This is a genomic window from Streptomyces sp. NPDC002573, assembly GCF_042889625.1.
Taxonomy (GTDB): domain Bacteria; phylum Actinomycetota; class Actinomycetes; order Streptomycetales; family Streptomycetaceae; genus Streptomyces; species Streptomyces gibsoniae.
In genome coordinates this window covers 74,328-88,643 of sequence record NZ_JBIARC010000024.1, presented here as the reverse complement: position 1 = coordinate 88,643, position 14,316 = coordinate 74,328, and the positions used below count along the sequence as shown (strand labels likewise).

General features: G+C 72.2%; 15 protein-coding genes. 11 read left to right on the top strand and 4 right to left on the bottom strand.

All coding sequences use genetic code 11. The features are described from left to right. Positions 1–11: 11 nt before the first annotated feature. The 3 genes from ACFYX0_RS22990 (at position 12) to ACFYX0_RS22980 (ending at position 3,374) form a co-directional block, all read left to right on the top strand. Entirely contained in the window at positions 12–230 is a 219-nt protein-coding gene (locus tag ACFYX0_RS22990; RefSeq protein WP_311699347.1) for a hypothetical protein, read from the top strand. Between the two features lie 137 nt (positions 231–367). Then, complete coding sequence (locus ACFYX0_RS22985; protein ID WP_388972710.1) at positions 368–1,861, top strand: flotillin family protein; 1,494 nt, start codon at positions 368–370, stop codon at positions 1,859–1,861. 457 nt (positions 1,862–2,318) lie between these two features. Further along, positions 2,319–3,374 (top strand): alpha/beta fold hydrolase, encoded by a 1,056-nt coding sequence (locus ACFYX0_RS22980; RefSeq protein WP_388972709.1) that lies wholly within the window; start codon positions 2,319–2,321, stop codon positions 3,372–3,374. Positions 3,375–3,485: 111 nt separating this feature from the next. On the opposite strand, the gene ACFYX0_RS22975 is transcribed toward ACFYX0_RS22980, so the two are convergent. Further along, a complete protein-coding gene (locus tag ACFYX0_RS22975; RefSeq protein ID WP_388972707.1) occupies positions 3,486–4,094 on the bottom strand; it encodes a GPP34 family phosphoprotein in 609 nt (202 codons plus the stop codon). Positions 4,095–4,326: 232 nt separating this feature from the next. Here ACFYX0_RS22975 and ACFYX0_RS22970 point away from each other — a divergent pair, with 232 nt between their 5' ends. Together ACFYX0_RS22970 and ACFYX0_RS22965 are read left to right on the top strand one after the other, a co-directional pair. Then, a complete protein-coding gene (locus tag ACFYX0_RS22970; protein WP_388972705.1) occupies positions 4,327–4,524 on the top strand; it encodes an antitoxin in 198 nt (65 codons plus the stop codon). A 136-nt stretch (positions 4,525–4,660) separates the two neighbouring features. Next, complete coding sequence (locus ACFYX0_RS22965; protein WP_355913333.1) at positions 4,661–5,107, top strand: type II toxin-antitoxin system PemK/MazF family toxin; 447 nt, start codon at positions 4,661–4,663, stop codon at positions 5,105–5,107. A 28-nt stretch (positions 5,108–5,135) separates the two neighbouring features. Here ACFYX0_RS22965 and ACFYX0_RS22960 read toward each other — a convergent pair whose 3' ends face one another. Beyond that, positions 5,136–5,966, bottom strand: a complete 831-nt coding sequence (locus ACFYX0_RS22960; RefSeq protein WP_388972703.1) for a TIGR02452 family protein — start codon at positions 5,964–5,966, stop codon at positions 5,136–5,138. A gap of 302 nt (positions 5,967–6,268) precedes the next feature. Here ACFYX0_RS22960 and egtA point away from each other — a divergent pair, with 302 nt between their 5' ends. The 4 genes from egtA to egtD are packed head-to-tail and all read left to right on the top strand — an operon-like array spanning position 6,269 to position 10,648. Beyond that, the gene (egtA, locus tag ACFYX0_RS22955) at positions 6,269–7,585 is read left to right on the top strand and encodes an ergothioneine biosynthesis glutamate--cysteine ligase EgtA (protein ID WP_388972701.1); all 1,317 of its coding nucleotides are present in this window, start codon (positions 6,269–6,271) and stop codon (positions 7,583–7,585) included. Next, entirely contained in the window at positions 7,582–8,898 is a 1,317-nt protein-coding gene (gene egtB, locus ACFYX0_RS22950; protein ID WP_388972699.1) for an ergothioneine biosynthesis protein EgtB, read from the top strand. Before egtA ends, egtB begins: the two co-directional genes overlap by 4 nt. Next, a complete protein-coding gene (gene egtC, locus ACFYX0_RS22945) occupies positions 8,898–9,689 on the top strand; it encodes an ergothioneine biosynthesis protein EgtC (protein WP_388972698.1) in 792 nt (263 codons plus the stop codon). The genes egtB and egtC overlap by 1 nt, the downstream gene beginning before the upstream one ends. Continuing rightward, on the top strand, positions 9,686–10,648 hold the full coding sequence (egtD, locus tag ACFYX0_RS22940) for an L-histidine N(alpha)-methyltransferase (RefSeq protein ID WP_388972696.1): 963 nt from the start codon (positions 9,686–9,688) through the stop codon (positions 10,646–10,648). The genes egtC and egtD overlap by 4 nt, the downstream gene beginning before the upstream one ends. 76 nt (positions 10,649–10,724) lie before the next feature. Here the strand turns inward: egtD and ACFYX0_RS22935 are convergent, their stop codons facing one another. Next, the gene (locus tag ACFYX0_RS22935) at positions 10,725–11,825 is read right to left on the bottom strand and encodes an NADH:flavin oxidoreductase/NADH oxidase (RefSeq protein ID WP_388972694.1); all 1,101 of its coding nucleotides are present in this window, start codon (positions 11,823–11,825) and stop codon (positions 10,725–10,727) included. 194 nt (positions 11,826–12,019) lie between these two features. Here ACFYX0_RS22935 and ACFYX0_RS22930 point away from each other — a divergent pair, with 194 nt between their 5' ends. Then, on the top strand, positions 12,020–12,235 hold the full coding sequence (locus tag ACFYX0_RS22930) for a dodecin (RefSeq protein WP_355913354.1): 216 nt from the start codon (positions 12,020–12,022) through the stop codon (positions 12,233–12,235). A 10-nt stretch (positions 12,236–12,245) separates the two neighbouring features. Here ACFYX0_RS22930 and ACFYX0_RS22925 read toward each other — a convergent pair whose 3' ends face one another. After that, positions 12,246–12,734, bottom strand: coding sequence for a hypothetical protein (locus ACFYX0_RS22925; RefSeq protein WP_388972692.1), 489 nt, complete (start codon positions 12,732–12,734; stop codon positions 12,246–12,248). A gap of 288 nt (positions 12,735–13,022) precedes the next feature. Here ACFYX0_RS22925 and ACFYX0_RS22920 point away from each other — a divergent pair, with 288 nt between their 5' ends. Beyond that, on the top strand, positions 13,023–14,228 hold the full coding sequence (locus ACFYX0_RS22920) for a hypothetical protein (RefSeq protein WP_388972690.1): 1,206 nt from the start codon (positions 13,023–13,025) through the stop codon (positions 14,226–14,228). Positions 14,229–14,316: the final 88 nt, after the last annotated feature.

The window sequence follows — 14,316 nt, the reverse complement described above, 5'->3', positions numbered from 1 at the left end:
ACCCTGTGGCCATGGACGATGCGTCGATGGTGGGCCTGATGGGACGTGTCACCGGCTCCGTCGGACCCGGACTGGTCGGCGAAGTGATCGTTCGTGTGCGTGGCGGCGCCGAGCACTTCCTCGCGTACCCCGCGGACGGGCGGAGCCGGATGGAGCGGGGCACGGTGGTGATGGTGGTGGAGCACCTGCCGCCGCGGACCGTGTACGTCGAGGCGGTGTACGACAGTTGAGCCCGTGACCGCGCAGGTGAGGCCCTCGCATCAAGATTGCAACAAGGAACCGTCAGCGTCTTCACCCGGGTCTTGCACAGGCGCAGACTCCCTTCGTTCGGTGCCGATCCGGCACCAGGCAAAGGGGGCGTTTGCCGATGGTCATCGGCGTCGTCGCGGGGGCTGTCGTCCTCGCGCTGGTCTTCATCGTTGTGGTCTTCAAGCTGATGTGGCGTGTCGCGGAGCCCAACGAAGCACTGATCATCTCCGGTTCGAAGCATCGGACCGAGGGTCTCGAGGAAGGCATGGGCTTCCGCATCGTCACGGGGCGCGGCACGCTGGTCATGCCGGGTGTGCAGGCGGTGCGCAAGCTCTCGCTCGACCTCAACGAGACCGAACTGCAGGTGGACTGCGTGACCCACCAGGGCATTCCGCTGAAGGTGCGGGGCGTGGTCATCTTCAAGGTGGGCGACGACTTCGTGTCGATCGCCAACGCGGCCCGCCGCTTCCTCGACCAGCAGAGGCTGATGTCGGAGCGCGTGCACAACGTGTTCGCGGGTCATCTGCGGTCGATCGTCGGCGGACTGACGGTCGAGGACATGATCCGCGACCGGGAGAAGCTCACCGGTCAGACCCGTGCCGCGTGCGGCACGGAAATGGAGAAGCTGGGCCTGATCGTGGACTCGCTGCAGATCCACGAGATCGAGGACCCGACGGGCTACATCCAGAACCTCTCGATGCCGCACGCGGCGGCGGTGCAGCGGGACGCGCGGATCGCGCAGGCGGAGGCGAATCGTCTCGCCACCGAGGCGGAGCAGCAGTCGTACGCGCGGATGGCGGAGGCGACCCGGGACAGCGAGATCCTGCAGGCCGGCTATCAGGCCGAGCGCGACAAGGCGGCCGCGTCCGCCCGTCAGGCCGGTCCGCTCGCCGATGCGGCGGCCCGCCAGGAGGTCGTGGTCCAGGAGACCCGTGTCGCGGAGCTGGAGGCGCACCGGCGCGAGCAGCAGCTCCAGGCGGACGTCCGCAAGCCCGCGGACGCCAAGGCGTACGAGAAGCGCACGCTGGCCGAGGCCGAGCGGGACGCGCGGATCTCGGCCGCGCAGGCCAAGGCGAAGGAGACCGAGCTGGCGGCGGCGGCCGAGGCGACCCGGGTGAAGCAGGCCGCGGGCGCCGAGGCGGAGGCGACCAAGACGCACGGCGCCGCCGCGGCGCAGGCGACCCGTGCCACCGGTGAGGCGGAGGCGGCGGCCGCGCAGGCGAAGGGTCTCGCCGAGGCCGAGGCGACCCGCGCCCAGGGTCTGGCGGAGGCGGAGGCCATCAAGGCACGTGCCGCGGCCCTCGCCGAGAACCAGGAGGCCGTGGTCGCGCAGCAGTTGGCCGAGAAGTGGCCGGAGATCGTCCAGGCCGGTGCGTCCGCCTTCGGCAATGTCGACAACATGGTGCTGCTCAACGGCGCCGACGGCATGGCCGACGTGTTCGCCAAGGCCCTGACGATGGGCGGCACCGGTCTGGGTCTCGCCCGCCGGCTGCTGTCGTCGATGAACGACGGGGCAGCCGCGAACGGCGCTCCCGCGCACACGCCCGCCGGACTCAACGGGTCCACCCCGCCGCGGCCGGAGAAGGTCGTGGTGGAGGGGGACGAGGGCTGAGGCCGGGAGACATCGGCCCGTAGGGCAGCTCAAGGCCCGGGGCGTACGGCGATCGCTCGCCGTACGCCCCGGGCGTGCCGGGGCCAGGTGCCCGGCGCGTGGCCGAAGTGAGGCCGCCCCACCTGCATCACCAGTCAAGACGGTGACGAACTCGTTTCAGTATCGCGGCGCCCGCCGCTGTGCGCGCACCCCGGACGAGCGCCGGGAGACGCTTGGGCGAGGCCGAGCCGACGCGACCCCGAAGGGGCCCGAAGGCGTTGAGGGCCGCAGGAAGGGCCCGGTGGCCGGGCCCGTCCGCCCACTCCGGCCCCGCGTGCCGGGCGGATCCCGTCGGTCTCTGCCGGGTCACCCGAAGGGCCGTACGCCGCCGTCCGATGCCGCGTCACCGGCCGGAGGAGGACTCGGGCGATCCGCACACGGCCGTCGCAGCCGTACGACTGAGGAGAGCAGGTGCCGGATGTTCAGCAGGAGGAGTTTCGGCAGACTCGCGGGTGCCGGTGCGTTCGGGGCGCCATGGGCCGGCGCGGGCGCATCCGCGGCCGCCGCCGGGGCCGCCCCGCACGCCACGCCGCCATCCGCGCCCCCGGCGGCCCGGCAGGACCACACGTCCTTCGCCGGGCTGCGGCAGACCAAGGCCGGGGTCCTCGACGTCGGCCACGCCGAGGACGGACCCGCTCACGGCCCCGCCGTCGTACTGCTGCACGGCTGGCCGTACGACATACACAGCTATGTCGACGTGGCACCCCTGCTGGCGGCCCGGGGCTACCGGGTGATCGTCCCCTATCTCCGTGGCCACGGCACGACGCGCATTCTGTCGGACACCACGTTCCGCGACGCGCAGCAGTCGGTGTTCGCCCTCGACCTGATCGCCCTGATGGACGCGCTGAGGATCGACAAGGCCGTCCTCGCCGGCTACGACTGGGGATCCCGGACGGCCGACATCGTCGCCGCGCTCTGGCCGCAGCGGTGCAGGGCACTGGTCTCCGTGACGGGGTATCTGATCACCGACCGGGAGGCCAACCGGCAACCGCAGCCGCCCAGGGCCGAGTGGGCCTGGTGGTACCAGTACTACTTCGCCACGGAGCGGGGACGGCTCGGCCTCGATCGGTACCGGCGTGATCTGGGCAGGCTCGTCTGGACGTTCAACTCGCCGACGTGGCACTTCAGCGACGCCACCTTCGACCGCACCGCCGCCGCCTTCGACAACCCGGACTATGTCGCGATCGTCATCCACAACTACCGCTGGCGGCTGGGGCTGGCGGCGGGCGATCCGCGCTACGACGCCCTGGAACGACAGCTCGCCACGGGACCCGTCATCGGGGTGCCCACGGTCACGCTGGACGGCGGGGCCGATCCGTTCACCCCCGCGGGCGACGGCGCCGCGTACCGGGGGAAGTTCTCCGGGCCGTATGTGCACCGGACGCTGCCGGGCGTCGGCCACAACGTGCCGCAGGAGGCCCCGGAGGCGTTCGCCGCGGCGGTCGTGGAGGCTGACCGGCTCGGACACCGCTGACCGGCCGGGACGCCGGTTCCCGCAGGACCCCGGCGCCGGCTCACCTCACCGTCCTGACAGGTGGCGGCAGGGCCCGGGCAGGAGGGCCGGGCACTGCTCGCCGGCCCCCGGTCACGCCGGGCCCCGCCAGATGTTGTCGAAGGCCGCCTTCTCGACGGCCCGCCGCTGTCGTACGGCGGTCAGTTCCGTGATCGCGTCGTCGACGGCGGCCAGCACGGTTCCCGTCGCGCCCTCGGTGACCTCCGGGGCCTCCTCCTCCGGCGCGTCACGGATGCCGATGGTCGCCCCGAGCGTGGCGAGCACGGGCTCCCCGGCGGCCCATCGGTCCGCCGCCTGCCGGCGGGCCGGGGAGTCGGCCGGGGTGGCCTCGCCGGTGAAGGCGGGCAGCCAGCGGCGGCGCTGCCGGGCGAGCAGGCCCTCCTCCTCGAACGCGGTCAGATAGACCGAGGACAGCCCCTGGCCCCGGCGCCACAGCCAGTCCTCGACCGACTCGTACGGCGGTTGCCGCCTCAACGCCGCCGCGGCCTCCCGCAGCAGGCGGTCGTCCGTCACCGGCGGGTCGCTCGGCGCGATGAGCACGCCGTCGAGGGTGAGGGCCCGTAGATCCATGAGGTCCAGCAGCTCGGCGCCCGCGAGCCCGAGCGACAGGTCACCCGGTTCGGCACGACGGCCGGGGTCGGCGTCCAGCGCGACGGTCAACAGGTCCCGTGCAGTGGCCATATGTGCCTCCACGACGCTTGTTCGACGATCTCTTGGACGGCCATCATGCCCGTGCCCTCGGGTGAGGTGTCCTGCTCATCCCATCGCGCGTCCATGACCGGCGCATCCCGGCACCGCCGATCGGTCCTCCGGCCCGCACCGACCGGCCGCCGCGCCGCCCGGTGCCGCAGCGGATGCACCCTCGCCGTGGCGCGCCGATGCTGGAGGGAGGGGGAAGATCGGCAAGGAGGTCATGATGTCCATGATGGACAAGCTCAAGCAGATGCTGAAGGGACACGGGGAGCGCATCGGCCAGGGCCACGACACAGCCGGCCGGGCCGCCGACGACGCGATGTCCGGCCGTCCCGCCGGACAGGCCGACAAGGGCCCGGACGCGCTCCGGGACCAGTTCCAGCCTCCGCGGGACCGGGACAACCCGCCACAGTCGTAGGGCGGGAGGACCCGGCGGAGTCGTGGCGTCCTGGCGACTCCCTGCCACCGGTGCGGCCCTGGGGCCCGGCTGACGGTGCCTCAGGTCGCCGTACCCGGTGGGGACCCGCCCGTGGCCAGGCTCTACCGTGAGCCGCGTGACTGCCTCTACCGATGAAGACGTTCCCGGCCGCTACGGCCCCTCCGCGACCACCGAGGCCGACCCCCGGGCCGTGGGCCGGGTGCGGACCGAATACTCCCCCGCGCACGACGGCGACCCCGACCCCGGGGAGATCGTCTGGACCTGGGTGCCGTTCGAGGAGAACGACGGGCGCGGAAAGGACCGCCCGGTGCTCGTGGTCGCCCGGGAGCCGGGCGACACCCTGCTCGCCGTGCAGCTGTCCAGCAAGCGGCACGACGGCGACCGGGAGTGGGTGCCGATAGGCAGCGGCCCCTGGGACCGCTCGGGGCGTGACTCCTGGGTGGACGTGGACCGGGTGCTGCGGCTGCACGAGGACGGGATGCGGCGGGAGGCCTGCGCGCTGGACCGGATGCGGTTCAACCTCGTGGTGCACCGGCTGCGGGAGCGCTACGGCTGGAGCTGAGAGGCCGGGTCGGGCGGCCGGGGCCGGGTCAGGCCGCGCCCACGTCCGCGAAAGCCCGTTCGAAGGCGGACCGTGTCGTCGCAGCGGACGTGCGGTCCAGCACGGCGAAGACCACCTCGTCGAAGACGCCCTCGAACCGTCCGCCGACCAGCAGTCCGTGGAACGCCCCGGCCACCTGCGCCGGCTCGTTGCGGAACACGCCGCAGCCCCATGCGCCCAGCACCAGGCGCCGGTAGCCGCAGGCGGCCGCCGTCTCCAGGACGCGCTCGGCGCGGGCCGCAAGGGCGCGGGGCAGTTCGGCCGCGCGCTCCGGCGTCCGGCGCAGCACCACGCCCGCGTTCGGCGCGGCGGCGGTCAGGAAGCCCACCCGGTACGGCGCCTCCAGCAGTCGCCCGCGGTCGTCGCGGAAGACCGGCACGGCCGGTGAGTGGATCACGCGGTCCGTGTAGAAGACGTCCGGGTCGGTGCGGTGGTGGTCGTAGAACTCCCGGACCTCGCGGACGCACGCGTACAGCGCGGAGGCCCGGCACAGGGACTCCTCCTGGGCCTGCGCGCCGTTCAGGAACCCACCGCCCGGATTCCGGGCGGAGGCGAAGTTGAGGACGGCCACCGGTTCACCCGAACGGTCCAGCAGGCGCCGGGCGGCTTCCAGACTGCTCTCCCCGGTCACCCCGAACGCCGTGGTCACCGGGCGCACCGGCGGTGTCTCCACCGGCCCCGGACCGTACACCCGCGTGCCGGCGCGGGCGGCCTGCACGGCCGCCGAGATGGTCACCGTACGTCCCTCGGACGTGTCGTAGGCGCCCTGCTCGACGATCTCCTGTGTCCGCTGCGCGATCCACCGCAGGCGCGTGCTCATGGCGCCACCCCCGTGGGCGCCGTGAGCACCTGGCGCGCGGTCGCCCATGGCGCCCGGCCGATCTCCCCCGTCGTGCTCATGAACGCATGGTGAGCGATGCTGGTCCTACGCCGCAACAGAGTTTCCCGGCCCCGGGAATCACCGTCCCGGTCCTGGGCAACAGGGAGGAAGCAGTCCGCGAAGCTCCACTGGGCACTCTTGTGCGAATGCACCATGAGGGTCTTGGGTGGGACGAGCGACGCCGACCCGGCCTACCCGAAAGCCGGGCCGGCGGCATGGTGGAATCTCAGGAGGATCCCGACATGTCCGATTCGGTGAGTGACTGTACGGAGCCCCGCTCCGCAGTCACCGAAGCCGAGGTGGAGGCGCTGGTCCGCGGCATCTGTTTCAAGACCGGACCGCCTCGTACGCTCGGTGTCGAAGTGGAATGGTTCGTCCACGAGCTGCGCAGTCCGTGGCTCCCGGCACCACCCGAACGTCTTCGCGCGGTGTACACCGCGCTGCGGACCCTGCCCCTGCGTTCGGCCCTCACCGTCGAACCGGGCGGCCAGCTGGAACTCAGCTCCGCCCCCGCCGCCTCCCTCATGGAGTGCATAGGGTCCGTCTCCGCCGATCTCGATACGGTCCGCGCCCTGCTGGCCGAGGCGGATCTCGCCCTCAGCGGCTACGGCCACGACCCATGGAACCCTCCGCGCCGCTTTCTGCGCGAGCCCCGCTACGACGCCATGGAGTGCTACCTCGACCGCACCGGCCCCGAGGGACGGTCGATGATGTGCTCGTCGGCCTCCGTCCAGGTGTGCCTGGACGCGGGGTACGAGGAGCCCGGCCCCCTGGGGCACGGACGGCGCTGGTGGCTGGCGCATCAGCTGGGCGCGGTGCTCGTCGCCGCGTTCGCGAACTCCCCGCTGTCCCGGGGCCGGCCCACGGGCTGGCGCTCGACACGGCAGTCACTGTGGGCCGCCATGGATCCGGGACGCTCGGGCGCGCCGCCCCTCGTGGGCGATCCCCGGGCCGCCTGGGCCCGGCATGTGATGGACGCGCCCGTGATGTGCGTCCGCGGTGGTCCCGGTCCCTGGCATGTACCGGACGGCCTGACGTTCCGGGACTGGACCCGGTCCTCGGACCCGCCGGACCGCAGTGACCTCGACTACCACCTCACGACCCTGTTCCCGCCGATCCGGCCGCGCGGACATCTCGAGCTCCGCATGATCGACGCACAGCCCGGCGACGACGGGTGGATCGTGCCGCTCGCCGTGACGACGGCGCTGTTCGACGATCCGGAGGCCGCCGAGACCGCGTACCGGATCGTCAAACCACTGGCCGAGCGGGCGGACTCGCAGCCGGCGCCGTGCAACGCGCTGTGGGTGACCGCCGCGCGGGAGGGGCCGGCCGACCCGGAGCTGCGCGAGGCCGCCGTCGCCTGCTTCGCGGCCGCGGCCGACGCGCTGCCCAGGCTCGGCGCCACCGACGACGTTCAGGAGGCCGTCGCGGAGTTCATCGACCGCTATGTGGCCCGGGGCCGCTGCCCCGCCGACGATCTGCTGCTCCGGTTCGACGGGAACGACACCCGTTCCGACGGGGACGACACCCTGTTCCACGGGAAGGACACGCACTCATGACCGACGCCCGGTCACCGATCGACCCCGGCACGCTGCGGGAACGCGCCCTGGACGCGCTGACCGCGGCGCGCGACCGCACCGCGCTCCTGACCACCTGTGTGGACGACCCCGACCTCACCGCCCAGCACTCCCCGCTGATGTCGCCGCTGGTCTGGGACCTCGCGCACATCGGCAACCAGGAGGAGCTGTGGCTGCTGCGCGCGGTCGCCGGACGCGAGGCCATGCGACCTGAGATAGACGGGCTGTACGACGCCTTCGAGCACCCCCGCGCCGAGCGGCCCTCGCTGCCGCTGCTGCCGCCCGACGAGGCCCGCCGCTATGCCGCGGAGGTGCGGGGGCGGGCCCTGGACGTGCTGGAGAGCACGCCCTTCGAGGGGCACCGGCTGACGGAGGCGGGCTTCGCCTTCGGCATGATCGCCCAGCACGAACAGCAGCACGACGAGACCATGCTGATCACCCATCAGCTACGCCGGGGCCCGCAGGCGCTCACCGCTCCGGACCCGGACCCCGCGCCGCCGTACACGGGACCGGCCGAAGTCCTCGTGCCGGCCGGGCCGTTCACCATGGGCACCTCGGCGGAGCCCTGGGCGCTGGACAACGAACGGCCCGCGCACCAGCGGGAGGTGGCGGCGTTCCACATCGACGTCCTGCCCGTGACGAACGCCGCCTACGAGGCGTTCATCGAAGACGGGGGTTACGACGACGAGCGCTGGTGGACACCCGGGGGCTGGGCCCATGTCCGCACCCACGACCTCAGGGCGCCGCTGTTCTGGCGCCGCGAGGGCGGCCAGTGGCTGCGGCGGCGCTTCGGCGTCACCGAGGTCGTACCGCCCGACGAGCCCGTTCTGCACGTGTGCTGGTACGAGGCGGACGCGTACGCGCGCTGGGCGGGGCGCCGGCTGCCCACCGAGGCCGAGTGGGAGAAGGCGGCCCGCCACGACCCGGCCTCGGGCCGCTCCCGGCGCTACCCGTGGGGCGACGCCGACCCGGCGCCCGAGCACGCCAACCTCGGCCAGCGCCATCTGCGTCCGGCACCGGTCGGCAGCTATCCGGCGGGCGCGTCCGCGTTCGGCGTACGGCAGCTGATCGGTGACGTGTGGGAGTGGACGTCGAGCGATCTCGCGCCCTACCCGGGGTTCACGGCGTTCCCGTACAAGGAGTACTCGGAGGTGTTCTTCGGTCCCGAGTACAAGGTGCTGCGGGGCGGTTCGTTCGCCGTGGACCCGGTGGCCTGCCGGGGTACGTTCCGCAACTGGGACTACCCGGTCCGGCGGCAGATCTTCTCGGGCTTCCGTACCGCCAGGGACGCGTGATGTGCCGTCATCTCGCCTACCTGGGACCGGAGGAGACGCTCGGGCGAGTGCTCCTGGAGCCCCCGCACAGCCTGTACCGGCAGGCGTGGGAACCGCGGCGGCAGCAGCACGGGTGTGTCAACGCCGACGGGTTCGGGATCGGCTGGTACGCCGCGGGCGACCCCGTGCCGGCGCGCTACCGCAGGGCCGGTCCCATCTGGGCCGACGCCTCCCTCGCCGATCTGGCGCGCGTCGTGCGCTCCGGCGCGGTCCTGGCCGCGGTGCGCGACGCGACCCGGAGCGACCCCGACCTGGAGGCCGCGGCGGCGCCCTACACCGGGGACAGATGGCTGTTCAGCCACAACGGGGCCGTCGGCGGATGGCCGGACTCGATGGCCCGGCTCGCCGGTTCCCTGCCGCCGGTGGAGCTGCTCTCGCTGGAGGCGCGCTGCGACTCCGCGTTCGTGTGGGCGCTGCTGCTGAACCGGCTGCGGGCCGGCATCGAGGACGGGAAGGCGATGGCGGACACCGTGCTGGAGATCGCCTCGGCGGCCCCCGGCTCCCGGCTGAATCTGCTGATCACCGACGGCGAGACGATCAGCGCGACCGCGTGGGGCGACACCCTGTGGTACCTCACCGGACCCGGCAACCGTGTCGTCGTGGCCTCCGAGCCGTCCGACGACGATCCGCGATGGCGGGAGGTGCCCGATCGCACCCTGCTGTCGGCCACCCGCACGGACGTGCTGCTGATCCCGCTCAAGGACCCGCGCGACGACATGGCACCCGCACCACCCGAGGAGTCCCGCCCGTGAGCCCGTTCCTTGTCACCCGCACCCTGCCCGAGGACGCCACCGAGGCCGCGCTGCGCGCGGATGTGCTGCACGGCCTCACGACCGCACCGAAGACACTCCCGCCGAAGTGGTTCTACGACGCGCACGGCAGCGAGTTGTTCGAAAAGATCACCGAGTTGCCGGAGTACTACCCGACGCGCGCCGAGCGGGGGATCCTGATCACCCGCTCCGGGGAGATCGCCGCCGCGACCGGCGCCCGGACGCTGGTCGAGCTGGGCTCCGGCTCCTCGGAGAAGACGCGGCATCTGCTGGACGCACTGACCGCACTGCGCACCTATGTGCCGGTGGACGTCAGCGAGAGCGCGCTGACCCAGGCGGGTCACGCGCTGATCGCGGAGCGGCCCGGGCTCGACGTCCATGCGCTGATCGCCGACTTCACCGCGGAGTTCACCCTGCCGGACACGCCCGGGCCACGGCTCGTGGCGTTCCTGGGCGGCACGATCGGCAATCTGCTGCCCGCCGAGCGGGCGGCGTTCCTCGGCTCCGTACGGGCCCTGCTGTCGCCCGGGGACGCCCTGCTGCTCGGGACCGATCTGGTGAAGGACGAGTCGGTGCTGGTCGCGGCGTACGACGACGCGGCCGGCGTGACCGCCGAGTTCAACAAGAACGTGCTGGCCGTGGTCAACCGTGAGCTGGGGGCCGACTTCGATCCGGACGCGTTCGACCATGTGGCGGTGTGGGACGCCGAGCACGAGTGGATCGAGATGCGGCTGCGTGCGCGGACGGCCCAGACCGTGAAGATCCCCGCGCTGGACCTGGCGGTGGACTTCGCGGACGGGGAGGACCTGCGCACGGAGGTGTCGGCGAAGTTCCGCGAGGACGGCGTCCGGCGTGAACTCTCCTCGGCCGGGCTCGAGCTGACGCACTGGTGGACGGACGCGGAGGGGAGGTTCGCCCTCTCGTTGAGCGTGGCGCGCTGACGCCGACGGTCCGACGCCCGCGGCCCCCTCACCTCTTGGGTGAGGGGGCCGCGGGTGTCGCGCCGGGGTGCCGGTTCTATGCGCGGTGGTACTGGATGGGGGACATGACCTCGCCGCCGAGCTCCTGGGCGGCGTGGCGCGCCCAGTACGGGTTGCGGAGGAGTTCACGGGCCAGCAGGACGGCGTCCGCCTTCCCCGAGGCGATGATCTCCTGCGCCTGGGCGGGCTCGGTGATCATGCCGACGGCCGCGACCGGCATCCCGGTCTCATTGCGGACCCGGTCGGCGAAGGGGACCTGATAGCCGGGGCCGGTCACGATCTTCGCGTCGGGGACGTTGCCGCCGGTGGAGACGTCCAGCAGGTCCACGCCACGGGCGTGGAGTTCCTTGGCGAACCGGACGGTGTCGTCCCCGGTCCAGCCCTCCCGGTCGTCCTCGGGGTTCTCCGTGAGCCAGTCGGTGGCGGAGATACGGAAGAAGACCGGCAGCTCCTCGGGCCACACGGCGCGCACGGCGTCGACGACCTCCAGGGCGAAGCGGGTACGGCCCTCGAAGGAACCGCCGTACTCGTCGGTGCGGTGGTTGCTGTGGGGCGAGAGGAACTGGTGGATCAGGTAGCCGTGGGCGCCGTGCACCTCGGCGACCTCGAATCCCGCCTCGAGCGCCCGCTCGGCGGCGTCGGCGAACTCCTGGACGATGCCGCGGATGCCGTCCGTGGTGAGCTCGTCGGGGGTCGTCGACGCCTCGTCGAAGGGAAGGCCGCTGGGACCGACCGGGGTCCAGCCATAAGGCTCCTCGGGCGTGATCGGGCGTCCGCGGTCCGTCCAGGTGCGCTCGGTGGACGCCTTCCGTCCGGCGTGGGCCAGCTGGATACCGGCAACAGTGCCCTGAGTCTTCAGGAACGCGGTGATGCGCCGGAAGGCGTCGACCTGCGCGTCGCTCCAGATGCCCAGGTCATAGGGGGTGATACGGCCTTCGGGGCTGACGGCCGTGGCCTCGGTGATGATCAAACCGGTTCCGCCGGCGGCACGCGCGGCGAGGTGGGTGAAGTGCCAGTCCGTCGGAACCCCCACCGCTGCGCCCTCCGGCGCCGCACTGTACTGGCACATCGCCGGCATCCAGATGCGGTTGGGAATGGTCAGCGACCTGAGGCTGTAGGGGGTGAAGAGGGTGGTCAACGCGAAAACTCCTCGTTGCGTGGCACGGGATGGTCACCGTGTGGACGCCATCCATAATTGCACGCGCGCGCCTTTTATTCCTATTGCCATTATGCCGCGCGTGCAACTAATTGCAGGGCGCCCTACGTCGCGGACCGATCCCCGGTACGGCACGGTGGAGTGACATGCGTCCGTCACGCGAAGAGGAGCACCGCATGACCAACAACACCTACCGGGTCACCGAGATCGTCGGCAGCTCGCCCGAGGGCGTGGACCAGGCCGTACGCAACGCCATCTCCCGCGCCTCACAGACCCTGCGCAACCTGGACTGGTTCGAGGTCACCCAGGTAAGGGGCCGGATCGAGAACGGCCGGATCGAGGACTACCAGGTCGGCCTCAAAGTGGGCTTCCGCCTGGAGGAGGGCGACTAGCTAGGTCCTCTCACGTACGCCCCTCCCGCTCCTGAGCGTCCCTCAGTGCGGCGGAGGGGGATGCCCAGCGGGCCCGTACGACGGTGAAGCCCGCCCGTTCGGCGTCCTGGCAGACGAGTTCGTCGTCATCGACGAGCATCCGGACCTCACGCCCCTGGGCCAGCCCACGGAGCAGCTCCAGCTTGGTGACACGGGCGGGCCTGCGGTCGCCGTCGGACCGCATGTACAGCCGCCCTTCGGGCAGTCCGTGGGCGGCGAGCCAGTCGAGCGTGTCACGCCGACAGCGCGCGGGCCGTCCGGTCAGATAGACCAACTCGCACTCCTCGGCAGTCCGCAGCGCGAGCGTGACTCCCTCGGCCAGCGGCGGATCCTGCGACGCGGCGGCGAAGAACGCCGCCCAGTCACGCGGCTTCCGCTCCAGGAAACGCTGCCGGTGCGCGGTGTCCGCGAGGGTGTTGTCGAGATCGAAGACGGCGACCGGCCTGTTGCTGTTCGTCACCGGCCCACCCTACGAAGGCTCCCGCGGCACCGGAGCGCGCGCCCCCGCGGCCGACCGGCCGCGCGGACGCCAGGGGGCACACACCGAGGGCGTACGCGCCCCCCCAAGTTCGCGCGCGCAGCGGCCACATGACCCGGATGGCGCAGCGCGGCGCGAGCCGTTCCGCGAGGCTCCACTCACCTCGTTCAGCACTGAGTCACGACAGATTCTCGTACAGCGGTGGTATATGACCCACCTATGGCCAAACCTCACGTTGCGGACCGCATGCCGATAACGCAGGGTCAAGGTGTGAGCGCACTCTCGCCCGCCCCTGCCGCCCAAACCCGGGCGGGGAGCACAGACCGTCGCGTCCGCCTTCCCTTCCGAACCCGGCTCCTGCCTGGTGCCGCACCGGCCCTCGCCCTGTTCGCCGCCATACGTCTCACGGGACTCGCGGCGATCGCCCTGGCGAACCACTACATGGGCCATCCGCTGCTCAAGGGTCTGGCGCACTCGTGGGACTCCCGCTGGTATCTGCACATCGCCCAGCACGGCTACGGCACCCAGACCCATGTCCTGGCCACCACCGGCGCCGTGCAGCGTGACTGGGCGTTCTTCCCGCTGTATCCGGCACTCATCCGTGTCGTGTATACCGTCCTGCCCATCAGTCCGGGCGCCGCCGCCCTGCTGATCGCCTGGACCGCCTCGGCGGTGGCCGCGTACGGCATCTACACGATCGGCTACCGCCTGTACGGCCGCGCGGTCGCCACCGCACTCGTCGGGGTGTGGGCCGCGATGCCGCACTCCGTCGTCCTCGACATCGCCTACACGGAGCCCGTGCTCACCGCGCTGGCCGCCTGGTCCCTGTACGCGGTGCTCACCAGACGCTGGCTGTGGGCCGGTGTGCTGGCCGCGCTGGCCGGGCTGTCGCGGCCCACGGGCTTCGCCGTGGCCGCGGCGGTGGGTGCCGTGGCGATCCAGGAGATCGTCAGACGGCGCGGCCGGGTGCCCCTCGGGCTGTGGGTCGGCACCGCGATCGCGCCCCTCGGCTGGGTGGGCTTCGTCCTGTGGGTGGGTGCGCATACGGGTGATCTGTTCGGCGGCTACTTCACGGTGCAGCGCGCCTGGGACTCCCGCTTCGACTTCGGTGTCGGCTCCCTGCACTTCCTCAAGTCACTGCTCGCCCACGGCGGCCGGGCCGTCTACCCGCTGGCGCTGGTCATCGTCGTGGCGGCCGTCCTGCTGTTCTGTCTGCTGTGCCTCGACGGCGCCCCGCTGGCGCTGATCGTCTTCGCGGGCGTGCTCGTGCTGATCACGATCGGCGGCTCGGGCCCGTACGCCTCGAAGCCGCGCTTCCTGCTGCCCGCCTTCCCCCTGCTGATCCCGCTCGCACGTGGCCTCGCGCGCAGCTGGCGGCTGCGCCCGAAACACGCCCTGCTGGTCGGGGCCACCCTCGCCGTCGCCTCCGTGGCCTACGGCACCTATCTGCTGACCGCCGGCCACACGCCACTGTGAGGCCGGGGCCCCTTGCCGGGCGTGACGGCGACGCGCGGCCGGGGAACTGCCCCGCCCGCAGTCTCGTCCCGGTCAGGGCGGGTACCCG